This is a genomic window from Tumidithrix helvetica PCC 7403 (assembly GCF_965232925.1).
GTDB classification, from domain to species: domain Bacteria; phylum Cyanobacteriota; class Cyanobacteriia; order Pseudanabaenales; family Pseudanabaenaceae; genus Tumidithrix; species Tumidithrix helvetica.
Map to the genome: position 1 here is coordinate 80092 of NZ_CBDDRA010000009.1, position 26491 is coordinate 106582.

13 protein-coding genes and 1 pseudogene are annotated in these 26491 nt (G+C 47.4%); all 14 read right to left on the minus strand.

What is annotated here, in order from left to right:
- Window position 1: 1 nt before the first annotated feature.
- Window positions 2–3316, minus strand: a complete 3315-nt coding sequence (locus ACP2WE_RS10485; protein WP_425215504.1) for a response regulator — start codon at window positions 3314–3316, stop codon at window positions 2–4.
- A complete protein-coding gene (locus ACP2WE_RS10490) occupies window positions 3313–3744 on the minus strand; it encodes a response regulator (protein ID WP_425215577.1) in 432 nt (143 codons plus the stop codon). The genes ACP2WE_RS10485 and ACP2WE_RS10490 overlap by 4 nt, the downstream gene beginning before the upstream one ends.
- On the minus strand, window positions 3745–9483 hold the full coding sequence (locus ACP2WE_RS10495) for a PAS domain S-box protein (protein WP_425215505.1): 5739 nt from the start codon (window positions 9481–9483) through the stop codon (window positions 3745–3747).
- A gap of 57 nt (window positions 9484–9540) precedes the next feature.
- The gene (locus ACP2WE_RS10500; RefSeq protein WP_425215506.1) at window positions 9541–11298 is read right to left on the minus strand and encodes a sensor histidine kinase; all 1758 of its coding nucleotides are present in this window, start codon (window positions 11296–11298) and stop codon (window positions 9541–9543) included.
- Between the two features lie 12 nt (window positions 11299–11310).
- A pseudogene (locus ACP2WE_RS10505) lies at window positions 11311–11490 on the minus strand (alpha/beta fold hydrolase); the annotation flags it as partial.
- 16 nt (window positions 11491–11506) lie between these two features.
- Complete coding sequence (locus ACP2WE_RS10510) at window positions 11507–13474, minus strand: diguanylate cyclase domain-containing protein (RefSeq protein WP_425215507.1); 1968 nt, start codon at window positions 13472–13474, stop codon at window positions 11507–11509.
- A 9-nt stretch (window positions 13475–13483) separates the two neighbouring features.
- Window positions 13484–14305, minus strand: a complete 822-nt coding sequence (locus ACP2WE_RS10515; RefSeq protein WP_425215508.1) for an alpha/beta fold hydrolase — start codon at window positions 14303–14305, stop codon at window positions 13484–13486.
- A 16-nt stretch (window positions 14306–14321) separates the two neighbouring features.
- Entirely contained in the window at window positions 14322–16718 is a 2397-nt protein-coding gene (locus ACP2WE_RS10520) for a hybrid sensor histidine kinase/response regulator (protein ID WP_425215509.1), read from the minus strand.
- Between the two features lie 463 nt (window positions 16719–17181).
- Window positions 17182–20457 (minus strand): hybrid sensor histidine kinase/response regulator, encoded by a 3276-nt coding sequence (locus tag ACP2WE_RS10525; RefSeq protein ID WP_425215510.1) that lies wholly within the window; start codon window positions 20455–20457, stop codon window positions 17182–17184.
- 20 nt (window positions 20458–20477) lie between these two features.
- Window positions 20478–20900, minus strand: coding sequence for a response regulator (locus ACP2WE_RS10530; RefSeq protein WP_425215511.1), 423 nt, complete (start codon window positions 20898–20900; stop codon window positions 20478–20480).
- A gap of 6 nt (window positions 20901–20906) precedes the next feature.
- Window positions 20907–22022, minus strand: coding sequence for a sensor histidine kinase (locus tag ACP2WE_RS10535; RefSeq protein ID WP_425215512.1), 1116 nt, complete (start codon window positions 22020–22022; stop codon window positions 20907–20909).
- Window positions 22023–22112: 90 nt separating this feature from the next.
- Complete coding sequence (locus ACP2WE_RS10540) at window positions 22113–23435, minus strand: sensor histidine kinase (RefSeq protein ID WP_425215513.1); 1323 nt, start codon at window positions 23433–23435, stop codon at window positions 22113–22115.
- Window positions 23436–23537: 102 nt separating this feature from the next.
- Window positions 23538–23993, minus strand: coding sequence for a response regulator (locus ACP2WE_RS10545; protein WP_425215514.1), 456 nt, complete (start codon window positions 23991–23993; stop codon window positions 23538–23540).
- Window positions 23993–26425, minus strand: a complete 2433-nt coding sequence (locus ACP2WE_RS10550; RefSeq protein WP_425215515.1) for a PAS domain S-box protein — start codon at window positions 26423–26425, stop codon at window positions 23993–23995. Before ACP2WE_RS10550 ends, ACP2WE_RS10545 begins: the two co-directional genes overlap by 1 nt.
- Between the last annotated feature and the right edge of the window lie 66 nt (window positions 26426–26491).

Below are 26491 nucleotides of genomic sequence, written 5' to 3' on the forward strand. Positions count from 1 at the left end.
TCTACTGGGCTAAAAGGGTTTGGATCGTCTGGGATAGCTCTTTCATGCGTATAGGTTTGGCAAGATATTCAGTGGCTCCAGCTTCTATGCATCGTTCGCGATCGCCTGCCATCGCCAGCGCCGTGAGCGCCACGATTGGTTTATTGGCTAAATTGGGAACTTGCCGAATTTGCTGTATAGCCTCTAGACCATCCATCTCAGGCATCTGAATATCCATGAGGATCAGATCGGGATCTTCCGATTGTGCCAACGCGATCGACTCTTTTCCGTTTTTCGCCGAAATGATGCGATAGCCCTTGGCTTCTAGATAGCCCGAAACTGTTATCACATTGGCTTCATTGTCATCAACCAGCAAGATTAAGGGAGGTACTTTGGGTTTGAGTTGACTAGATTCAGTTCTAAGTTCGGTTTGAGTTTCTGGTTTAAGCGAGGAGGTTGCGGAGGCAACACAGGGAAGGGCGATCGTAAAGCAACTGCCCACACCTACTTCACTGGTTAGACCCACTTCGCCGCCGTGGAGTTCGACGAGACGCTTCACGAGGGCAAGCCCTAAACCAGTACCATCATATTTGCGATTGAGGGCGCTATCGATTTGAATAAAGGGCTGAAATAGCTTCTTGATGTTTTCTGGGGAAATACCAATGCCCGTATCAATGACAGCAATTTGCAGAAAAGCTCTCTTCTCTTTCGGCAGTCTCAGGGCAAATCCAGATTCTTTTTCGATTAGAGCAGAAGATGTGATTCGCATTACCTCTAGGGTGATGCGTCCATTCTCGGGAGTAAATTTGACGGCATTGCTGAGCAGATTGATTAAGACTTGGCGAATGCGCCGTTCGTCCACGTATAATTCGGGCAAATTGGGTGGTAGTCTGCTTGTTATCTGGATGTTTTTTTTCTGAGCTTGTTGTTTGATAAATGTCAAACTAGATTGACAGAGGGTAGTTATATCGATGGGAGCGCATTCTAGCTCGATCTTGCCTGATTCAATTTTGGCAACATCGAGAATATCAGTAATGAGTTCTAGTAAATGATTGCCGCTGCGCTCGATGGTTTTAAATGCTTTGAGTTGGCGATCGCTCACACTACCAAAAACGCCATCTTCTAACCCTTCCGTCATGCCCAAGATTGCATTGAGGGGAGTGCGAAGCTCGTGGCTCATATTGGCAAGGAACTCGTCCTTGAGGCGAGTGGCGCGGGCGAGTTCTTGGTTTGTCTGTTGCAATTGGGCTTCGGCCTGTTTGCGATCGCTAATATCTCGAATAAAAAAGACAACCTCATCATTGCCGCAGGGAGCAACGCGAACTTCTTCATAAATCTGTTTGCCATCAAGCTGAACTTGCTGTTCTTGAATCTGAACTGTTTGAGTGGCAAGTGCTTGCTGAATTAAAGAGCATTGAGATTCGGCGATGTCGTAGGGTAAGACTTCGGGAAGATATTTGCCAATTACCTGCTGTGGCTCGACTAAATTTCTACCCTGGGGCGATACCAAGAAATCGACATATTGACCTTTACGGTTCACCCGATACACTAAATCGGGCAGGGCTAAAAGCGTGGCACGGGAACGTTCTTCGCTGCGTTTAAGGGCTTCTTGGATGGCTTTGCGATCGCTAATATCCATATTGATGCCAAACAATCGCGTCACCTGCCCCACCTCATTCCAGATAACTTCTGCTTTGGCAAAAATATACCCAGAGGAACCATCGGCTCGAATAATTTGGAGATCTGTTTCGTAGGGTTCTCCAAGCTGAATTGCTCTATCTATGAGATGGATAAAACGATTGCGGGCTTCTATTGAGAAATACCCGAGTAGTGCCTCGTAAGTTGGCTCTGGCGAATTGGGATCGAGTCCAAAGATTCTAAAAATCTCAGCTGACCAAGTAATTTTTCTGGTCTGCACGTCTAATTCCCAACTACCGAGATGGGCAATCTGCTGTGCCTCGCGCAAACTGGCTTCACTCTGATGTAAAGCGGCGGTGCGCTGTGCCACGCGATCTTCGAGTTCTTGGTTTAGCTGCTCTAGGGCTTGCGTGGCAAGTTCCTGCTCGATCGCAATTTTGACGAGATTGGTCACGAGGGCGATCGCTTGTAGCTCGCGCTCTTGCGGATGATGGATCTCTCGGTAATGCACGGCAAAGGTTGCCAACACCGAACCGTCACTGGCGAGTACGGGCACTGACCAGCAAGCTCGCAACCCATGGGCTAAGGCTAAATCTTTATAGTCCTGTGAGAGTTGAGCTGTGGCAATATCGGGAATAATCACAGGTTCTTTGAGAAAAGCCGCTGTCACGCAAGGCCCAATCCCTTCGCCAATGACTATGCCTTCAATGTTTTGATTGTAGTCATCGGGCAAATGGGGAGCCGCGCCATAGTGTAGCTTCCCTTCGCGATCGCAGAGTAAAATCGAACAGAGTCCCCCTTCCGTTTGATCCTCCGTTGCCAGCGCCAGCGCACTAAGAATATCTGGTAAAGGTTCTGCCTTGGCAATGCGTTCTAAAATCGAGTTTTGCAATGCCAATCGCAGTTCGGCTTGCTTGCGATCGTTAATATCTAGATGCGTACCGATCATCCGTAGGGGTTTACCCTCAGCATCCCAATCGACAACTTTCCCCTTGCACAATATCCAAATCCAAGCGTCTGATTTGTGACGCATCCGCAGTTCGTGCTCGTAGGTTATGGTTTCTTTTTGAAAGTGTCTTTCCAAAGCTATGCTTAGTTTCTGTAAATCCTCTGGGTGGACATTGTGTTGCCAAGTGTCAATGCCAATCGGTTCCAGTTCTTCTAGGGTATAGCCCAGCATTTCTGCCCATCTTGGGTTAATCGTCATGGCTCCAGTCTGAACCGACCAGTCCCATAATCCGATGCCAGAGCCTTCGATCGCGAGTTGCAGGCGTTCTTTGGTGCGATCGAGTTCGCTCGCAGCTTGCTGACGCTCTAGGCGCATCTGGGCTTCCCGAACTTCTCGTCGCACGATCTCTGGCAGACGAGTTAGGTTGCCTTTCATCAGGTAGTCGTGGGCTCCTGCCTTCATCAGTTCCACTGCCGATGCTTCGCCGATCGTGCCTGATATCACAATAAAGGGAAGATTGGGCTGGCTTCGTTTGACGATTTGGAGTGCCATAGGGGCATTAAAGCCTGGGAGGTTGTAATCTGAAAGAACCGCATGCCAAGGTTGGCTTACCAAGGCAATGCGGAGGGACTCTGAGGTTTCTACCCTTTCGTAGACCACATTAAACCCACCGCGCCGCAGTTCTCGTAGGGTTAAAAGTGCGTCATCTTCCGAATCTTCAACAATCAAGACATGTAGAAGCTCGCTCATGGTTTATTCATTCCATTTGGCAATGGTTGATTGATCAATGCCCAGTAAAGCCCCAGTTGGCTCACAGCCTCTGTAAAGCGATCGAACTCAACGGGTTTGCGGACATAGCTATTTGCTCCCAAGCTATAGCTCTCAACAATATCGCGGTCTTCACTCGATGATGTCAGCACGACAACTGGTAAAAAGCGAGTGCGTTCGTTGGCTCTGATCTGGCGCAAGACTTCTAACCCGTCAATTTTGGGGAGCTTTAGGTCTAGTAGCACGACGCTGGGTAGCGGATCGGCATTAAACACCATCCTCAAGGCTTCTTCACCATTGCGAGCGATGCGAATTTCATTGGCAACTTTACCCTTTCGGAGCGCCCGAATAGTTAGTCTTTCATCATCGGGGTTATCTTCAACCAGAATGATTTCATGCAGAGTCACGATCTAAGCTCCTGTCCTGATAAGTGTATTAGGCACTGTGAAATAAATGGTTGCCCCTTGTTCTACAACTCCCTCCGCCCAGACCCTCCCACCATGACGGTGAATTGCTCGTTGGACAGTTGCTAAACCAATACCCGTGCCCGGAAATTCATTGGTGTTATGTAATCGTTGGAAAACACCAAATAACATTTTGGCAAATGCCATATCAAAGCCTGCTCCATTATCGCGCACAAAATAGGTTAGTTGCTCATCTTGTTGCAATACTCCAAATTCGATACGGGCAGTGGCATGGTGACTGGTAAATTTCCAAGCATTCTGCACTAGATTACTGATAATGACGTGCATCAATGTCGGGTCGGCTGTGACGACGATATTTGGCGCAATCACAAATGTAACCTGCCGTTCTGGCTCCGATGCTTGCATTTCATCCATCTGTTCTTGTATTAACGCACTGAGGTTGACAGGGCTAAATTGCATTTCCGATCGCGACACGCGGGAGAGCCGCAGCAGGTCATCAATGAGCATACCCATACGCTGTATGTTACGGCGAATGCGATCGAAATAATCTCTAGCATCCTCATCAAAGCGATCGCCATAGTCCTCGATTAAGGCATTGCTAAAGCCATCGATCGCGCGTAAGGGCGATCGCAAATCGTGAGAAACCGAGTAGGCAAAGGCCTCTAGCTCCCGATTAGAGGCTTCAAGTTGGGCGGTGGTTTGCAAGAGTTTGCTCTCTGCCAGTTTGCGATCGGTAATATCAAGGTTAACCCCGATCATATGCTGCGGTTCGCCGCGATCGTTGCGCTGCACTAGTGCATAGGCTTTGATATAGCGAATGTTGCCATCGGGATGCACCACCCGAAATTCGGGGTCGTAGTCTTTTTCGCCTGTTAAGGCTGTTTGAATGGCAGTTTCGGCAATGGGGCGATCGTCGGGATGCAGACTACTCGCCCAAGCATTATAGACGCTTGTAAACCGATCGGGGGTAATGCCATAGAGTTCGTACATGCGATCGTCCCAAGTCAGGATATTTTCGGTGACGTTCCAGTCCCAGATCGCGATCGCCCCAGACTTGACTGCTAACATCAGGCGATCGGAGAGGTTTCGCAGATCCTCTTCTGCTTGCTTGCGATCGCTGATGTCCTGTGCAGTCCCAATGGTCAACTTTATCTTTCCGCGATCGTCTCGACTAAATACCGTGTCGCGGCTGTAGAGCCATCGCCATTCGCCATTGGCATGACGCATCCGATATTCAATTTCAAAAATTTCCCCTTCTCGATCGGCTTCGATTTGTTGATAGTAATCAGGTATTCTCGCAAGGTCTTCGGGATGCATCAAGTTTGCGAATAGTGCCGATCCCATCGCCTGAATCTCAGTGGGCGTGTAGCCAAGCACGGTTGCAATTTCGCGATTGCTGTAAACGTTGCAATGTTCTTGTAGGTCGTAGAGATAGAGAATGTTGGGCGAAGCCTCGGCAATTTTTTGAATAAACCGCTGGTTTTCCAAAATCTCTTGTTCTGCTTGCTTGCGATCGCTGATATCAAGACAAGAGCCGATATATCCCAAAAATTCACCATCGGCATCAAATCGCGGGATGCCTGTATCCAACAGCCAACGATACTCACCGTCAAATCTTCTAAGACGATATTCCATCTCAAAGGATTGACGCATCTCAAAGGAAGTTGAATAGACATCTAAACAAAATTGAAAATCGTCAGGATGAACCCCTTCAGTCCAGCCATTTCCAAATTCCTGCTCCATCGTCCGTCCTGTAAAGTCTAGCCAAGTCTTATTAAAGTGGAAACAAAGTGTATCTAAACCTGACATCCAAATCAACACAGGGGCATGATCTGCCAAATAGCGAAATCTGGCTTCACTTTCTTGGACAGCTAACTCTGCCTGTTTGCGCTCGGTAATGTCAAAGCGAATAGCAAGATATTGCCATGGTCGCCCTTGCTCGTCCAAAAAGGGAACTATCGTGCTTTCCATCCAATACAGACTGCCATTTTTAGCCCGATTGCAAATTTCGCCGCGCCAAATTTCACCACTAGTAATAGTTTGCCAAAGATTTTGGAAAAAGCTAGGGGGATGGTAGCCAGAGTTGATAATGCGATGGGTTTGACCGAGTAATTCTTCGCGTGCGTAACCAGAAATCTCGCAGAGACGATCGTTGACGTTGGTGATTACACCTCTGGCATCGGTGATGGCAACAATGGCAGACCGATCCAATGCAATCTTAAAGTTAGATAATTCCTGAAATAGCTGCTGTCGTTCGAGTTCTGCCTGCTTGCGATCGCTGATATCTTGAACGCTAGACCAAATTAATTCTTCGCCATTTTGCTGAACGATCAATCCTGTCAGCAGGACTGGAACGAGATGCCCGTCCTTATGAATGTATTCTTTCTCATAGGGACCATAGCGACCGTGTTGTTGGAGCAATCGCAGTTGTACGGCTTCTTGCTCGGCATATTTCGTCGGTGTTATATCCCAATAAGTTAGGGCGAGGGTTTCTTCGATCGTGCGTCCCAAGATCTTGGCAAAGGCTGAGTTGACATAGACGAGTTGCCCATCCATTCGACAACTGGCTAGTCCAACGGGAAACTCTTCGACCAACTGGCGGTTAAATGCTTCGCTTGCTGCTAATGCTGCTTCGGCAATCTTGCGATCGCTGATATCGCGCACGATTGCCAAAACCTCTCGGTCGTTAATGGCTACGATCCGAATCTCTTCATAAACCATGCGATCGCGTTTGCAAAATTGATGTTCGTAAACCTGCAATTCCTTTGTGAGTATTGCCTGCTCGATAATTTGCAACTGATTTTGTAACAACTCTGGGGGCAGAACTTCTGAAATATGTTTCTCGACGGGTATAAAATTATCTGCTCGTATTCCCGGCCTAATGTATTCCGCACAAGTGCCATCGCGCCTGAGTCGCAATAACAGGTCGGGAATCGCCTCTAAAGTGGCACGATTGGTGGCTTCGCTCGCCTTTAGCGCCGCAGTTCGTTGCTCTACTTTTATTTCTAATTCCTGATTGAGCTGCTGTAGTGCCGCTTCGGCTTGTTTGCGATCGCTAATATCCCTAGCGATCGTAGAATAATGGCTGATTGTGCCATCTCTCTGACGATGGCAGACGATCGTCTGTAGGACGGGAAACTCGCTACCATCCCGTCGCCGAAATCTGGTTTCTCCCGCCCAAAATCCTTTCTGTACGCACTGGGGAATCGCTTCTTGCAAAATAAAATCAGCTATTTGAGGCGAATGATAGTCGGGGATATGGGTTTGAGAAACGTCTTCGTCTAGGGCAATGCCTAATAGCGCTCTCCCCGCCCGATTGAGATAGATGACTTTTCCTACGCTATCCGTAGAGGCAATGATATCCTTTGCAACTTCTAGGATATCCAGACGGTGTAGGGCTTGTTCTTCTGCATATTTGCGATCGCTAATATCTGTAATCGTGCCAACATAACCGATGATTTCATCAAACTCGTTGCGTTCCGCCACTGCCTGACCATATCCCCAAGTAATTTGTCCAGCTTGGTTTAGAAACCGATACTCTAAACTAAATGGGCGGTTTTCCTCAACAGAGGCATTCCATTCCGCAGACACGAGTTCGCGATCGCTGGGATGTATACCATCGATCCAGCCAAAACCTGCTGCCTCCTCGGGTGTTAGTCCCGCAATTTGACACCAGCGATCGTTGACATAGAGACAATTACCTAAGTCATCGGTACGAAAAATTCCTACAGGTGCAGCAACAGCCAGAGACTCAAATCGTTGCTCGCTCTGTTTTAGTTCCAGTTCGCGGCGTTTTGTTTCTCTGAGATCTCGACCTTCAGGAATTAACAGTACCACCCGATCTGAGTCATCAAAGATGGGACGCAATGAGAAGTCGATCGGAACAATCGTCTGATTTACGCCCCAGACATCGACTTCGTAGCGCACAAATTCTCCTTGGGCTGCACGGGCGATCGCCTGTTGTAATTGCCCTTGAGCCTCAGGTGAAATCTGCCACCAATAGGTTTCCCAAAAGGGACGACCCACGACCTCCTCATACAAAATTCCGCCGACTCTCAAGGCAGTTTGGTTGATTTCGAGCAGGGTTCCATCCAGTGACAACAGCCCAAGCAATTGGAACGAATTATTAAAAATTGCCCGAAATCTCTGTTCGCTATCCCGCAGGGCAACCTCGGCACGCTGTCTCTCAGCCAGTTCGGTCTGTGCCAGTTGGTGAGCCATGGCTTGTTGAATCGCGATCGCAATCTGCACTGCCATCTCATTTAACAAGAGCAGATCGGTATCTTGCCACTCCCGATAATCGGCACACTGATGTCCGATCGACAATCCCCATAATTTTCCTGAGACATGAATTGGAACGACGAGATTGGCTTTGACCTGATAGGTCTCAAGCAACTGGATGTAACAGTTGGGATAGCCAGCAGTGTAGATATTGGCGATCGCGATCGTGCGACCTTCGCCATACCTCAGAGCAATATCTCCGCGAAAGCAGGGATCGTCAATCACATCATGCAAAGCCGCTCGCCACCCCGCACCCACAGACTCAGCTACGATCGCCCCTGTCCAATCGGGCTGAAACTGCCAAATTAACATGCGATCGCAACCGAGGAACGATCTCAACGCTTGTACGCTAGCTTCTAAAATCTCTGGCAAATTTAACGAAGCCGCAATCTTTGCCGCAATCTTTGCGATCAATTGCTCTCGCTCGAACTTAGCATGGAGGTCGGCTGTGCGCTGCGCTACCTGCTGCTCTAATTCAGCCGTGTAATTTTCCATCAGCTTCAACTTTTCTGCCTCTAGCTGCGAAACCTTTTGCTCCAAAATCTTGGATAGGGTGTAGAGTTCCAAGGGATTGAGGGCATGTAAGAGGCTGGTCTGGGTCACGACACCCAGCAGTTCCCCCTGCGTGCCTGTCACCACCAAGCGACGGATCGATCGCTGCTCCATGACCTGCTGCACCACCATCAGGGTATCGCCAGGACGCACCGCAAACACAGGCGCACTCATGACCATCCGCACTTCCACCCGCTCTAATTGCAGCCCTAGGGATTGAAATTGCACGATATCGCGTTCGGTGGTGATGCCCAAGGGGATTTGCCAGGGGTTGCCCTCTGGATCGATTTGAGTTTCCACGATCAAGACCGAGCCGACGCGACGCTCTGCCATGATTTGGGCGATCTCTAGCATCGATGTCGATGGATCGGCACAGACCACATTGGCTGTCATCACCTCAGACACCAAGCGCAAGCGCAATAAATCGACTGGTCGCGCCAGTTGTCGCAAGCTCTCGTGGGTGATTATGCCCAAAAGGCGATCGTTGCGATCTAAAACAGGCATATGGCGAATGCGGCGCTGCTGAAGTAGATTCACTGCCGAAAACAGATCGGTAAAGTCAGTCTCTTGCAGCGTGACCACAGGTGATGCCATCACCTCGCGTACGGTCACAGTGTCAAGCGATCGCTGTTGGGCGCTGAGACGCACGATATCGCGTTCGGTCATAATGCCGACAACTTTTCCCCCTTCCATCACTAAGACGCAACTCGATCTGGCTTCGAGGTGGACGTTATCTGAGTCGCCTGAACGATCGGAGGCACAGATCGTCCTTGTCTCGCTCATTTTGGCGATCGCTTCCATCACAGTAGTTTCGGCATTAATCACCAAAGGGTTCTGCACGATTGCCGATTTTAGCTCGATTTGAGTGAGTGTTGTTGTAGGCGTAGACATAACGGTTTGCAACGTGATGTGAATAGAACTTACTTTCCTAAAAGAGCGATCGCTCCTTTAAGGTGGATCGGGCAAGGTGAAGTAAAAAGTAGCTCCCTGTTCGATCGCTGCTTCTGCCCAAATTTTGCCCCCATGGCGGCGAATCACCCTCTGCACAGTTGCTAAACCAATACCAGTTCCAGGAAACTCACTGGCACTATGCAATCGTTGAAATGCACCAAACAGTTTGGAACTATTTCCCATATTAAACCCCGCACCATCATCGCGCAGAAAATAGGTGGTTTGTCCCAAGGTTTGATGGACATCTGTTGCCATGCCAAACTCAATACGAGCAGTAGCGTGATGATTGGTGTATTTCCAAGCATTTTGCAAAAGATTTTCCAAGACAACAAGGGTTAGATTTCTATCTGCATAGGCAATTGCCTTTGGCTCAATTAGAAATTCCACGACTCTTTGCGGTTGCGAAGCTTGGAGATCGCCTGCAATTTCCCGCACCATTTCGCTAAGATCGACCCTGCCATAGTGAATTTCCGCTCTGGAGATCCGCGATAGGCGCAGCAGGTCATCGATTAGGGCTTCCATGCGGTGGATATTCCGTTGAATGCGATCGAAGTAGTCTTTACAGTCGTCATCAAAGCGATCGCCATAGTCTTCCAACAAAATTTGACTAAACCCTGTAATCGCCCGTAATGGTGCGCGTAGGTCATGGGAAACAGAATAGGAAAAAGATTCTAGCTCTTGGTTCGTAGCTTCCAGTTGAGCGCTAGTTCGTTGCAATTCGAGGTTTGCCATTGAAAGCTGCGCATTTGCTTCTACCATCCTGTCTTCAGCCCTCTGCCGTTCTACTAATTCTGCCTGCAACTGATTAAATAAATTGGCTTGCTGAATCGCGATCGCTAATTGATTGGCAATTTGTTGAATAAAATCAATCTCAACTGCTTGCCATCTGCGCGGCGCAGAACATTGGTGGACGCAGAGTAAGCCCCACAAATGCCCTTTTTCTAGTAAAGGGACGACCAATTTGGCTTGAATTTGAAATTGTTGCAAAATCTCTAGATGACATTCCGTAAAACCTGCTTGAGTAACATCATCCACAACTTGAATGCGACCTTTATGATACAGATCGGCATATTCCTCGCCAAACAGGCGATCGTGAATTTTAATCGCAAGTGCTGATTTGCATCCCTCAGCCACAGATTCGGCAATAAATTCTCCATCGTTAAAATTAGAATCAGGCTGGAATTTAAAAATGCCCACGCGATCGGACTGAATTGACTGACGGATTTCCCGCGTGGAGATCTCAAAAATCGTGACTAAATCAAGGGAATCCCTGATGCGTTGGGTGATTTCCCCAAGGAGAATGGCGCGATCGTACTGCGCTCTCAGCCCTATTTCCGCTTGCTTTTGAGCGAGCGTGGCAGCCTCCGCTGCTTTCTTGGCTTTTAAGATTTCATCTTCATACTGAATGCGCTGGCGAATGGGGATAAAAATACAGTTGTTAACAAAGGTTTCTCCTTGCTGGCGACGCTCGGCATTAATGAGCATCGGGATATCATTCCCTGATTTCGCTCTTAATGAGAAGTAAATCTCTTCGATTTTGCCATGCAGCTTTAACAGCGGGAAAAAATGGGTTTGATAAAAAATGCGACTGGCGATCGGCAAAATTATCTCAAATTTTTTCCCAACTAGGCTAGCCTTTTCATGTCCCAATAGCTGCAATAACGTAGCGTTAACCATTACGATCGCGCTATCGTCAGTAAACGAGAGAAAGCCACAGGGGGCATGGTTGAGTAACTCGTCGATCTGCTGGCTCACTGGGATAGTCTACTAAAACGGTGGCATGGGCATGTTCAAATATGCTTTCATCAGCGCGATCGTCTCTTGAGGGTGACTCATATGCGGACAATGACCTGTCGCTTGCATCAATCTTAGAGTACTTTCAGATAAATGACGATGCATATATTCTCCCACTTCGATGGGGGCGATCGCATCATTAACCCATTGTAAGTTTGACAAACAGAATCTAGATCGATATCGACTTTGGAGGATAAAAGCGATCGCGTCCTAGTCCTTTTGCTTGATAGAGATTCTGGTCAGCGATCGCAACTATATCTTCTAGAGACTGCTCTAGAGAGGGGACTTGGCAAGCAATCCCCAAGCTAACCGTTATGTTTTGACTGATTTTTGAGGCTGCATGAGGCATCTTGAGGTTATGAATTGCCTGTAGGACTAGCTCGGCAACAGCAAGCGCGCCAGTCATATCTGTATTTGGCAAAATCATTGCAAACTCCTCACCGCCATAACGCGCAAATAGATCGGCAGGGCGTTTTAGTTGGTTAGCAGCAGTTTGGGCAACTTCAATTAAGCAAGTATCCCCTGCTTGATGACCGTAGCAATCGTTGTAGCGTTTGAAATAATCAATATCTAAGAGAATGAGAGAAAGCGATCGTTGTTCTCGTAGCGATCGCTGCCATTCTAATTGCAAGCGCTCGTCAAAACAGCGGCGATTGGCAACTTGCGTTAAGCTGTCGGTCAAAGCCCTGACACGCTCTTGCTCAGATTCTTTCTTTAAAATTTCCTTGGCTAATCTTTGCTCGGTAATATCTGCAAAAGAAACCACTACCGCATAGGGAATTGTGCGATCGGAGTGGCATAGTGGTTGGGAATTAATCGAAATCCATTTTGTGGGACTATTTTCCTGAACGATTCCCATAATGACATTGTTTTGTGGTAGTCCAGTGTTTAGCGTCACCATAGCAGGATGCTCTGTGGCTGGGAATGGAGAACCATCTTCTCGAATGGTGGATCGCTCGAAATCTACGGATTTAAGCCCTTGCATTTGCTCTGCAGATAACCCCAAAATTTTTTCCGCACTTTGATTGCAGGCAGTAATCCTTCCATCTGATTGTTGTAAAACTACGCCTTCGGTCATACTAGAAATTACAGAGCGATATCGCGCTTCGCTTGCTTCTAGTTCGGCAAGCAGGAGATGTTTGGCTGCAGCTTCCCGTTGGCGATCGCGGAGTTCTTGCTGCAACTGTTCAAATAAACTGGCTTGTTTAATCGCGACCTCTAATTGATTGGCGATTTGTCGCACAAATTCAATTTCAGACTTTTGCCAGTGGCGTGGCGCAGAACATTGATGAATACAGAGCAATCCCCATAAGTCTTCTAACTGGATAATGGGAACTACCAAATTAGCAATAATTTGGTAGCGTTGCAAGATGTCTCGATGACATTCCGTCAATCCCGCATTGTTGATGTCAGCAACTACTTGACAGCGTCCTTCTAGATAGAATGGAGTATATTTTTCTCCAAAACAATGGTCTCGAATTTTAATCTCGATAACCGAATCAAACCCCTCTACAACATATTCAGAGACAAACTCGCCATTGTTAAAATTGGAATCTGGATCGAATTTAAAGATACCGACACGATCGGCTCGCATCGATTGGCATACTTCTTGGGCAGTAAGCTCAAAGATAGCCGATAAATCGATGGATTGCCTGATGATCTGGGTAACCTCTTTAAGCAAAATCGCGCGATCGTACTGTTGCCTCAAGGCAGCTTCTGCTTGTTTCTGGGCAAAGTTGGCAGCCTCAGCTAATTTCTTGGATTTCAGGATTTCATCTTCAAACTGAATGCGCTGTCGTATGGGAATAAAGGCGCAATCATTGACAAAACCTTCTCCTTGACGGCGCCGCTTTGCATTAATCAGCATGGGGATTTCATTCTCATCTTTTGCTCTCAATGAGAAGTAGACCTCCTCAACTATGCCATGCAACTTTAGTATCGGAAAGAAATGGGTTTGAAAAAAGATGCGACTGGCGATCGGTAAAATTACATCAAGGCTTTTTCCCGACAGATCGTCGGGTACATATCCCAATAGTTCTGACAATGTAAAATTAATTACTGTAATTAAGCCTTTGTCATTAAACGAGAGAAATCCGCAGGGGGCATGGTTGAGTAACTCATCGATCGGCTGGCTCACTGTAATAGTTCACTTAGATGATTGTATAGGCACGTTCAAATATTCTTGCATCAGTGCGATCGTTTCTTGAGGATGGCTCATATGCGGACAATGTCCAGTTGCCTGCATCAATTTTAAGGTGCTTTTGGCTAAATGACGTTGCATATATTCTCCTACTTCGGTAGGGGCGATCGCATCTTCAGCACATTGCAAGATCAGGGAGGGCAGGGTTACTTTGGCGAGATCGCTGCGATTATCTCCATAAAACGTAGCTCTGGCAAAACGGTTGGCAATGACTGGATCGGTCGAACAAAAGCTCGTTTCTAGCTCTTGAGCTAGCTCAGGGCGATCCTCGTTTTTCATGATTACAGGTGCTAGAAAATTTGCCCAGCCAATGTAATTTTTTTCCATAATATCCAGCAATCCCTCGATATCCGATCGCTCAAACCCACCGACATAATCAGGCGGATCGTTGATATAGCGGGGAGATGGGGTCACCAAAATCAGCCGTTCAAAAAATTGTGGCGAGGCGATCGCTGCCAAGATCCCGATCGTACAACTGACGGAATGCCCCACTAAAATTGTGTCTTTTAGATCTAAGGCGGCGCAGATATCGAGAATATCCTGGGCATAGCCCTTGAGTTCTGTGTAGCGCTGGGGATCGTAGGCTTGCAGATCGGATTTTCCCGAACCCACATAGTCAAACAGTACGATCTGATAGTCAGCCTCAAATGCAGGTGTGACAAACCGCCACATGTTTTGATCGCAGCCAAAGCCATGGGCAAACAGCATGGGCTGAGTTCCCTGACCGCTTACTTTGACATTGTTTCGTTCTAAAATATTTTGAGCCATGGGATTTTATCCTCGTTTATGGAATTGGCTTTAAAAGCCTTTCAATGGTTGCTGCAAGTTCTCTTAACTTTACAGGTTTCGCAAGGTAATCATTAGCACCAGCTTTTAAACAGCGATCGCGATCGCTTTCCATTGCTAAGGCAGTGAGCGCAACAATCGGTATGTGGACGAATTCTGGAACGAGGCGGATCTGCTGCATTGCCTCAAAACCATCCATTCCTGGCATTTGAATATCCATCAAGATTAGATCGGGGCGTTCGGCTTGAGCTAAAGCGATCGCATCCTCTCCATTTCTTGCCAAGGTAATCCGATAGCCTTTCGCTTTTAGATAGCCCGAAATCGTCATGATGTTGGCTTCATTATCTTCTGTGAGCAAGATGAGGGGGGATTCTTCTTGTTTTGGTTGGCTGGCTTCGATGCTCGATTCGGACTGGGTTTCTAGTTCGACAGACGATAGTGTGCCACTGTAGGGCAGCTCAATCGTGAAGCAACTGCCTACGCCAATCTCACTGGTTAATCCCACTTGCCCACCATGAAGTTCGACGATGCGTTTCACGAGGGCAAGCCCTAAGCCTGTACCCTCATATTTGCGATTGAGGGCGCTATCGATTTGGATGAAAGGCTGAAATAGTTTCTTGATATTTTCTGGAGCAATACCAATACCTGTATCGGTGATGGCAAATTGGACGGCAGACCGCTCTGACTGTTTTTCTGACCCATCTCCATCTCCTCTCGGAAGAGTCGTCAGCCTAGCTTCAAGGGTGATATGTCCTCGCTCTGGTGTAAATTTGACTGCATTGTTAAGCAGGTTGAGCAAGACTTGGCGGATGCGGCGCTCGTCTCCATAGATGTTGGGCAAATTTTGGGGGAGTTTGCTCTCTAGTTGAATGTTTTTCTTTAGAGCTTGCTCTTCGATTAATTCCAAGCTGGATAGACATAAGGGAACTACGGAAATAGAGGCGAGGTCGAGATCTAGATGACCTGATTCGATCTTGGCAATATCGAGAATGTCATTAATCAGTTCCAATAAATGGTAGCCGCTATGCTCGACGGTTTTTAAGGCTTTGATTTGGCGATCGTTGACCGTACCAAAGACTTCCTCTAGCATTATCTCCGTCATGCCCAAGATGGCATTGAGGGGCGTCCGCAGTTCGTGGCTCATGTTGGCAAGAAAACTATCCTTCAGGCGATTTGACTCTACGAGTTCGGCGTTGGTTCGTTGCAGTTCCTCTAAGAGCGAATTCTGTCGATTTACCATACTAAAAAAAGCATTGGATAAACGACTGATTTCATCTTTGGGTACGCTGGAACGATTCGGATCGCCGATCGCGCGATCGCAAACATCTAAGATCGGCTGCAATCGGCGGTTGAGAAAGCGGAAAAAGAGCCAAACCACCAAAGCTAAAAAACTTCCCGCAACGCTCGTTGCAACGAGCGCTCCCCAGAGGGCTGGTTTTATCACCTTCTCATAGGGGATCGCTTGGATCATTACCCATTGGCTACTGGGAACCCTTTGATAGACCCAATAGGTGGAATCAAGTTCCAAGTATCCTTTGGATTTGCCTTGCTCTAATTGGTGGCGAATCTCATCCCAAGCAGGTTTTAACTTCGGAATTGATTCAACATTTTCCAACTTGGCTGCTTTTTGGGGATCGGGGGAATAACTTAAAAGTTTTCCCTCTTGTGCGATTAAGGCATAATATCCTACCCCATTAAATTGAGTGTCATTCTTGACTTGATTTAGATCGTTAATGTTAATATCGCCATTCATCACAGCGATTAACTTGCCTTGCCGATCGCGAATCGTCCCTGCAAAAGTCATTAACGGAATTGGATAGGTTTCGTTGATATAGGGTTTTGACCAAAAGTAGCGATCGGCTTTAACGGCATCTTTGAAGTATTGCAGTTCGGGATATTTTTCGACCTGCCAGAGTTCGACAAGGCTAAATCTGGGATCTTGGGGGAGTTTTACACCGCGCTTGGGAACGGATTCTTCGATATAGGGAGCAAACCATTCGCGATCGACCAATCCGCGAGGAAGTTGCATGATGCCAAAGCCCGTAATCAGTTTAGGACGAGCCGACATAAACGATAGAACTAATTTCTCGTAGGCTTCTGGCGATCGCACGCCACTATCCTGCAGAAAAGTGGTGGCAGAGACTAGACTCTTTAAAAAACTTTCGCTGGCCAGAATTTCAGCATCTAATTCTCTAACTTTAGTATCTGTCTCTGAAGTTAATTGCAGAATTCTGACAGCTTTAAGTTCGTTATAAAATAAATATCCTAAGCTGCCGAGTCCAATGGAAGCAGCAACCATCACCGCCAAAAATAGACGAGTGCCAATAGAATGCAGTCCAAATCTCACGGGCTTGACGGGCATTCCTAGATCGTTATTCGCTAAATTTACGGTCATGATTCCCCCAAGCAATTTGGTGATGGCGGTCGAAAGTGTCTCCCTCGTGTATCTAGAGCAACCACTGAGAAATTGCCCCTACCCTACGTGGAATAGATTACCTCAATAGATAATTATTAAGCCTTAAGCCTATGCGAAGAAAGAAATGGGAACAAATCTTCGCATAAAATGTTTTAGATCGCCTCGATCTCAGGATGCTAATTCGCTTCATAGATGTACTTAAAACTGCTTGCTATAAAGCCACTTAAACTAACTCATCCTCAACCATTTACTTACTGAATCTTGTCCCAGTTTAAAGTCACTGACTCGACCATAAACCTCGATAGGCACAAAATCTCTTCTCCACAGTTCATGTAATTATTGTAGCGTAACATCTCTCAACAACGCACTTCATGTTTAATCAATTCCCGTTATATTGCGGTCGAAGTATCAAAACCCGAACCTAACAAACGATTTAGGATGGCTATATAGCATGACCTAAAAGGTGTTGTATAGCAGTTGCTAATTCCTTTAGCCTAACGGGTTTGGTGAGGTATTCATTAGCTCCAGCATCTAGACATTTTTGGCGATCGTTCGCCATCGCTAATGCTGTTAGCGCTACGATCGGCAAGTTGGTTAAGCTAGGGTCGAGACGAATCTGCTGCATTGCTTCGATGCCATCCATCTCAGGCATTTGAATATCCATCAAAATCAAGTTAGGATGGTGAGCTTTTGCCAGTTCGACAGCCTCCAGCCCATTTCTTGCCAAGAGCATGCGATAGCCCTTGGCTTGCAGATAGGCCGAAACCGTACTGATATTGGCAGGGTTGTCTTCGGCTAACAAGATTAGGGGAGAGGTTTCTAGTTGTGGTTGGCTGGGTTCACTTCCAGAATCGCCCGATTGGGGAGTGGGTTCAGAAGGGGACGATCCTGATACTGCACAAGGCAGTTCAATCGAAAAGCAACTACCCACACCGACCTCACTGGTCAGCCCCACCTGTCCGCCGTGGAGTTCGACAATCCTTTTTACCAGCGCTAGTCCTAAGCCCGTACCTTGATACTGGCGGTTGAGGGCACTATCAATTTGAATGAAAGGCTGAAATAGTTTTTTGATGTTTTCGGAGGAAATACCAATACCTGTATCGATGATGGCAATTCGCAGGAAAGACCTCTCCCCCAGCCCCTCTCCCTCAAAGAGAGGAAAGTTCTCTTTCTGTTGCTGTTTGTAAGTGACCTCTAAGGTGATACATCCTCCCTCTGGGGTAAATTTGAGGGCGTTGTTGAGCAGGTTGATCAAGACCTGGCGGGTACGTCGTTCGTCAACCAATAGATCGGGTAAATTGGGTGGTAATTTCGTTACAAGCTGGATGCGTTTTTGCATAGCCTGTTGCTTGATAAATACCAGACTCGATTGGCAGAGTAGAGATACAGAGGTAGGCGTGCAATCGAGTTCGATTTGACCTGATTCGATTTTGGCAACATCCAGAATGTCGTTGATCAGCGACAGTAAATGGGAACCACTGCTCTCAATGGTTTGGATTGCTTTAACCTGTCGCTCGTTCATATTGCCAAAAACACCTTCTTGCAGCCCTTCAGCCATACCCAAAATGGCATTCAGTGGCGTGCGAAGTTCGTGGCTCATATTGGCAAGAAATTCATCTTTAAGCCGTGTAGCACGAGCGAGTTCTTCGTTGGTTCGCTGTAATTCCGCTTCAGCCTGTTTGCGATCGCTAATGTCCTGAAAGGTTCCCACGATTCCGATCGCATTGCCTGCCAAGTCTCGCAAAGGAACCTTGTTTGTTTCTAGCCATCGCTGTTCGCCCGTGGGTAGGGTTATTGTTTCTTCAATCCCGAGCCTGGCTGCGCCAGATTCTATTACCTGTCGATCGTCGGCACGATAAGCAAGGACTTCGGCTTCTGTGTAGGGAAAGTCAAAATCAGTTTTGCCAATCACCTCCGAGGGGGATTGCAGCCCAGTGGTTTTGACAAATTGTTGGTTGCAACCCAAATAGACCGAGTCGCGATCTTTCCAAAATACAGAGAGGGGAAAGGTATCGAGGACAGTCTGCAAAAACTGTTGAGATTCTCGCAGTGCATTTTCTGCCTGTTTGCGATCGCTGATATCTTGGACGCTAGACCAGATCGATAGCTCATCATTCCGTAAAATTACGATTCCAGTTAATAGCACTGGAACGAGATGGCCGTCTTTATGAATGTATTCTTTCTCATAGGGTCCGTAACGACCTTCTGTCTGGATTATTAGGAGTTGTTCGGCTTCGCGATCGGCATATTTAATCGGCGTAATATCCCAGTAAGTGAGTGTGAGACATTCTTCGACAGTGCGTCCCAATATATGGGCAAAAGCCGAGTTGACATAGGTGAGCTGTCCGTCCATGCCACAACTAGCCAGCCCGATCGGGAACTCCTCAACCAACTGGCGATTAAATGCCTCGCTCTCTGCTAAAGAGGCTTCGGCAAGCTTGCGCTGGGTAACATCTCGAAAGATGCCCCGCGTGGCGATCGGGATGCCATCTTGCATTTGACAATTGACATTTCCTTCTACGACAATTTCTCGGCAATCTTTGGTCAAGAATCTAGTTTCGAGGTTTAAACTTGTAGAACCAGCAAATAGGGTTTGCATCGCGATTTGGCAATGCGTCAGATCGTCGGGATGAATAACTTGGAAAATAGACAATTGCGCTAGGTCGGCATCGTCATATCCCAAGGTTTCTTTCCAGGCTCGATTTACAAACAAAATTCGACCGTCGGGCGCAACGCTTTGAATCAGATCGGTAGCATTGTCAAAAAGATCGCGCAGTTGAGATTCTCGCTCTTGCAGCTCTTGCGTCCGAGTTTCTACCCTAGCTTCAAGTGTTTGGTTGAGCTGCAGCAGATTGGCTTCTGCCTGCAATCGTTCTTGATTTTCCTGTCGCAATGCGTCCGTTCGTTCCAGAACGATCTGTTCTAAGTTCTCTCGAGCATTTCGCAATTCCAACTCGATCTGCTTTAACGAGGTAATATCGCGAATCACCCCAACCCCGATCGAGCTTGATGCTTCATGGATGCGGGATTCAGAAATAAAGGCAAGATAGCTCGAACCATCGGCTCGACGCATGGGAATTTGACCGTCGACTGCGCCCTCGAGAATTAGGCAAGAATTAGAAGAGATCCATTCTTCCAAGTCTGGCTGCTTTAAAATTTGAATGGGCTGACCGATCGCCTCTTGAGGCGTGAGATTGCTGAGCTTTGCAAGCGTATTATTGACAAATTGCAGTTCCCCCTGTTCGTTGAGAATGTAGATGCAATCTTTGACGCTCTGCATCGCATGGTTGAGTAACAGTAACTGCCCCTCTGCTCTATGGCGGTCGAGGGTTTTGTTGACAGTTGCGGGTAGGACTTTGAGATAGTTGCGATCGGGGTCTTTGATTAAGTAATCGTAAGCTCCTTCATTCATTAACTTCGCGGCAGTTTCTTCATCGCCACTGCCTGTCGAGATAATAAACGGACAATTTTTGGCTTTTAGAATCGGGAACAGAGAGCTAGAGAGACCATCGCCTAGGTTGTAGTCTAGGATGGCAATCTCAAATACCTGAGTGTTTATGATGCTAATCGCCTCGGTGAGAGAAGTGGCGATCGTATAGTCATAGGGCCAACTGGCTTGTTTTGCACTTCGCGTAAAGGCTAGGCGATCGATCCGATCGTCTTCAACCAGCAGAACCTTTATTGGGGGCGAATTTAAGACAGCGGCAGGAGAAATCATAAGTTAAGGAACCGATTAAATTAGGTGATTAAATTAGGAATTTCGCTTAAACGCCAATAGTTGTAGATGACCAGTAACTTCTCAACAAAATCAGGATACTCTAATGGTTTCACAATATAGCCTGCGGCACTTAGCTCAAAACTGACGAGTCGATCCTGCTCTTCTCTAGAGGTTGTTAAGATCACGACGGGGATTTTACGCCAATTGGGATCGGCTTTAAGAATTTTAAGAAACTCCAGCCCGTTCATGCGTGGCATATTTAAGTCTAGCAAAATTAAGCCCGGAGTCGGATTATTGGGGTCGCGCAAAAATTCGAGAGCGTCTTCCCCATCGTTTCTGACATGGAGTGGGTTGTCAGCATGAATATCTCTCAATCCGCGTTTGAGCGTCATGATATCGAGTTTGTCGTCTTCTACAAGTAAAATTGGGTCAAAGCTTCTCATGATGGTTTAACCTTCATCCTCATTTACTGGTATAGGCAGCGTGAAGTAAAAGGTACTACCTTTCCCGACTTCAGACGTTACCCATATTTGACCGCCATAGGTTTCCACAATTTTTTTGACGATCGCTAACCCCACACCCGTGCTTTCTGACTGGTCGCGCGGTACGAGGGTTTGGAAAATTTGAAACACCTTGTCAAAATGTCGCTCCTCAATGCCCACGCCCGTATCGCTCACATAAAATTGCCAAAAGCCTTGGGTTTCCGTATGACCGATGTGAATCTCTCCCTCTGGCTTACCCATATACTTGACAGCATTGCTAATCAAGTTTTGAAATACTTGCTGGATGCGAATCTTTTCTGCCTGTAATACGGGTAGTTTGGTGTCGATCGCAATCTGGATGCCCTTTGGTGCGGCGATCGAATCAATGATATCCACCAGTAATGGCTTGAGATCGACCTCTGTTTTATCCTCCCGCACTCTACCAACTCGAGAATATTGCAACACGCCATCGATCAGATCGCTCATCCGCCGCACCCTACCGCCCATCAGTTGCAGCATGTCTTTGCCCTCGTCATCGAGGCGATCGCCGTAATCTGTGAGCAACCAGTCTGCTAGAGAGGCGATCCCGCGTAAAGGTGCTTTGAGATCGTGGGAAACAATATAGGCAAAGTCTTTGAGTTCTTGATTGACATGCGCCAACTCTTCCAGTAGTTGATTTTGCTTGACTTCCCCTTGCTTGCGTTCGATCGCGTGCAAAATCGATCGCTCTAACAGGGCGGCACTGATGAAACGACCTTTGACCAGATAGTCCGCCGCACCCGATACCATGGCTTTGCGATCGATCTCGCTATCTCCGACCCCTGTAAGCAAAATCACGGGTTTGACGCATCCGAGTTTAAAGGCTGCTTCCATCAAATCTAAGCCAGTTTCTTTACCGAGCCGATAATCAAATAAGTAGACATCATGGCGGTTTTTAGCAATTTCTGCCAGCCCAGCTTGGAAATTATCAGCCCAAGTCAACTTAAAGATAGCTTGCTCTGCCTCGCTCAAAAAATCGCGCGTGACCACGTAGTCATCTTCGTCGTCATCTACAAGCAGAACTCGATAAATCTCTGGAGCCATGGTTTTGCATTACTGGTTAGGAGTTTGGCGATCTCACCTCTGACACTAAGTTCTGACACTAAGTTCTGACACTAAGTTCTGAAGCACAACTTATGATTCAGGATCGGGTTGTCTGAGAGGCAGGGTAATGATAAAGGTAGCGCCACAGTCAGGTTGGCTGTAGGGCACGATCGTTCCCTTGTGTCGTTCGACAATTTTACGGCAAATCGATAGACCGATCCCCGATCCTTCATACTCTGACCGACCGTGTAAGCGTTGAAATACCTCAAAAATCCGATCGCGATATTTCTGATCGAACCCAATGCCATTATCGGCGACTTCAATGCGGACGCGATCGCCTTCTACAGCCGTCGTAACAGTCACAACAGGGGGGACGCCTTCGCGACTGAACTTGAGCGCGTTGCCCAAAAGATTTTGGAAGAGTTGGCGCATTTGAGGGGGATCGGCATCGATCGCGGGAATTTCACCCACATTGACCGTACCGCCGACCCTTTCGATCCGAACTTCTAGATCGGACAGCACACCATCAATAATCTCGCGTAGGTTCACCTGCGTAAAAGGTTCGACTTTGGTCGTAACCCGCGAAAAGGTCAGCAGGTTGTCGATTAAAAGTTGTGCGCGATTGGCAGCGCTCAACATGCGCTGGAGATAGTCTTGGCTTTTGTCGTCGAGCAGTTCCCCACAGCGAGTCTTGAGGCGATCGCCAAAGGCTTGAATTTTGCGTAGGGGTTCTTGCAAATCGTGGGATGAGACATAGGCAAAACTCTCTAGCTCTTTGTTACTGCTTTCTAGCTTTTGGGTGAGAAATCGCAACTCTTCCTCGGCTTTTTTGCGCTCTTCTAACTCGGCTTGCAGGCGAGCGTAAAGTTCTGCCTGTTCTAGCGGCGCTTCCAATTGCCATGCCAGTTGTCGCAAAAATGATATTTCCCAATCTTGCCAGTCACGCGCATCGGCACAATGATGGGCAAGTACCAATCCCCATAGGCGATCGCCCAAAATAATCGGTATGGCACAACTGGCGCGAATCTGGTAATTAGCATAAATCCCCTGCATGCATTCAACTACCTGGTCGCGATCGCGCATACGGGTGACGTTGCCTTGAAGATATTTCTCGTAACAACTTTGTGGGAAAGTTTCTGGGGGGAATACTTCTTCCATAATTGTGCGCCAAGATTCGCCCACAGATTCGGCAGTGGCTTTGCTCGTGCCATCGGCAAACACTTGAAACACGACGACGCGATCGGTCTGCAGAAATTCTCTGACTTCTTCGACAATCGCAGTCAAGATCTTGTCTAGTTCTAGGGAACTGCGAATCCGTTGCAATATCGATGCCAGCAAACTTGCCTGGGTCAATTGATGCTTTAAGGCCAGATCGCAGGCAGTCAGTTGCTCGGTTTCTTTAAGGTCGTTCATATTCAGATCGCTCTTTGTAGATTCGGTAATCTTGAAATGGTGTTTCTTGTTAAAGCTGAGGCTGGGGCAGCGCCATAAATCTCCATCGTGACAGATTGCTTGCTAGGAGTTTTGGTCGGGCAATTCCACAATTTCAAACCAGTAGGTTCCTAACGTCTTCATGATTTTTACCATCGAGTCAAACACGACGGGCTTGGCAATAAAGGAATTTACCCCCAGATCGTAGGTACGCAGAATGTCTTCTTCGGCTTTGGATGTGGTGAGCACCACAATCGGAATCTGGCGTAACTCTGGATAGGATTTAATTTCTTTGAGCGCTTCTCTGCCATCCTTGCGCGGCATATTTAAATCTAACAAGATCAAACTGGGGCGCGGCGCGCTTTTAGGATCGCTGTAGTTGTTACGATGCAGCAGATAGTCCATCAACTCTTCGCCATCAAAGACAAAATGCAGGTCGTTGGCAAGGCGATTTTCTTCGAGGGCATCTTGCATTAAAAGGCGATCGTCTTCATCGTCCTCTGCAACCAAAATAGTGATGCTTTTTCCTTTGTTAGGCATTATTGAAGTTCTCCTGTGGGCTGATGAATTGGTAGAGTAAAAATGAAGGTTGCACCTCGATCGGGTTCGCTTTCTGCGGTTAACGTACCATTGTGCCGCTCTGCAATTTTACGGCAGATGGCAAGACCGATACCAGTGCCTTCAAAAGTTTGCCGTCCGTGCAGGCGCTGAAAGATCTGGAAGATGCGATCGACATATTTTTGCTCGAACCCAATGCCATTATCGATTACGCGAATCTCGCACCAATCTTGACCGTGAAGTGGGTAGATTTGCGATCGCACCTGCACGACAGGGGCAATGCCCTCTTGCTGAAACTTGAGCGCATTCCCAATCAGATTTTGTAAAATCTGGCGCATTTGCATGGGGTCGGCATCGATGACGGGAAGGCGATCGATTTCCAAAGTGGCTCCTGTTTGAGCGATCCGCACCTCTAGATCGGAGAGCACGCCCTCTAGCACCTCAGCCAGATCGACCGATTCAAAGGGTTTAGACTTAGTGGTGACCCGCGAAAAAGCCAGCAGATCGTTAATCAAGATTTGGGCTCGACCCGCCGCATTTAGCATGCGCTCTAGATAATCTAACCCCTTAACGTCGAGCGAATCTTTACAACTTGACTTGAGGCGATCGCCAAAGGCTTGAATCTTGCGCAGAGGCTCTTGTAAATCGTGGGAAGAAACATAGGCAAAATCTTGCAATTCGCGGTTGCTTGCCTCGAGGCGCTCTGCCAAGACCCGTAACTCCTGCACCGCGCGTTTGCGCTCCTCGACTTCTCGTTTTAGATTGCTTTCGATTTCTTTGCGGGATGTAATATCCTTGCGAATGGCGAGGTACTGATAGGGTTTCCCCAGTTCGTTGAGGAAAGGCACGATCGTCGTGTCCACCCAATAGAACGAGCCATCTTTAGCCCGATTTTTGATTTCAGCCTGCCAAGTTTCTCCTTGAGAGATCGCTTTCCACATATCAGCAAAAAACTGGCGAGGATGATGTCCAGAATTGAGAATGCGATGGTTTTGTCCGAGTAACTCGTCACGACTATATTTGGAAATTTCGCAGAATTTATCGTTAACAAAGGTAATCGTGCCCTGAATATCCGTGATCGCCACAATTGCGGTGCGATCGAGCGCAGCAGCGATATCTAGAGCATGCTTTTCTGCTTGTTTCTGAGCGGTGATATCTTTGGCAATGCCCAAAAATCCTGTAATCTCGCCTTGATTTGTGCGAATGGCGGTAATGGTTAGCATTACAGGGAAACGCGAACCATCTTTACGGATATAAGTCCATTCCTGCTCGGCAACCTGTCCTAGTTTAGCCTTGGCAACAAAGACTTCAAACCCAGGCTCGATATCTTGATGAAGTTCTTGAGACAGGTGCTTAGCTTGGGAAACAACTTCATTGAGATCGTGCAAAATTGCAGGGCTAGTCTTGCCTACGACCTCCGAGGCAGCATATCCCAACATATTCTCAGCAGCTAGGTTAAAGGATCGAATCGTGCCTTGTAGATCGGTTGAGATAATGGCAAAGTTGGCGCTATCTAAAATAGCTTTTTGCAACATCAAAGTTTCTGATAGTCGCTCTTCCGATGCCCTGCGATCGGTAATATCTCGCGCGATTTTCGATGCCAGAATAATTTTGCCTTCAAAGTCTCGTACTGGAGAAATCGTTGCCGAGACGTAAATACGCTTGCCATCCTTGCGAACGCGCTCGGTTTCAAAATTCTCGATGCGATCGCCTCGGGCGATTTTCGCGAGAATTTGCGGTTCCTCCTCTTTCCGATCTGGCGGAATCAGCATCGCCATGGGCTGTCCGATCGCCTCCCGCGCTGTATACCCAAAGATCTTCTCCGCTGCGGAATTCCAACTGGTGATAATGCCATCGAGGGTTTTGGTCATAATGGCATCATCGGAGGATTCGACAATAGAGGCAAAAAGCTGAAATGCATTTTGATTTCGTCTTAGTTCCAACTGACTGATCGCCAGACGACTGAGCGACTCAAGTTGTTCGATTTGCGTTTCTGTCAGTGTTTTAGGCTGGCGATCGATCGCGCACAAAGTCCCCAAGGTATAGCTATCAGGGGTAGTTAAAGGGACGCCAACATAAAAGCGAATATTCGGATCGCTTGCCACGAGAGGATTGTCCGCAAAGCGATCGTCCAAGGTGGCATCGGGAACGATCAATTTCATATTGTTGGCAACGACGTGACCGCAAAAAGAAATGTCTCGCGGTGTTTCCGAGGCATCAATGCCGACGCGCGATTTAAACCACTGCCGATCGCGATCGACCAAAGAGATTAAAGCGATCGGGGTTCCACAGATACGGGCAGCAAGTTGCGTCAAATCATCGTATTCCTGCTCTGGTAAGGTATCGAGAACCTTATAGCGATCGAGAGCTGCTTGCCTTTCGCTTTCATTCTGTGGGATTTCGGGCTTTTTCATGGGATTAAACCGATCGCGGCATCTATCATTACGGAATTTATCGATCTAGAAATTAATTTAGAATTT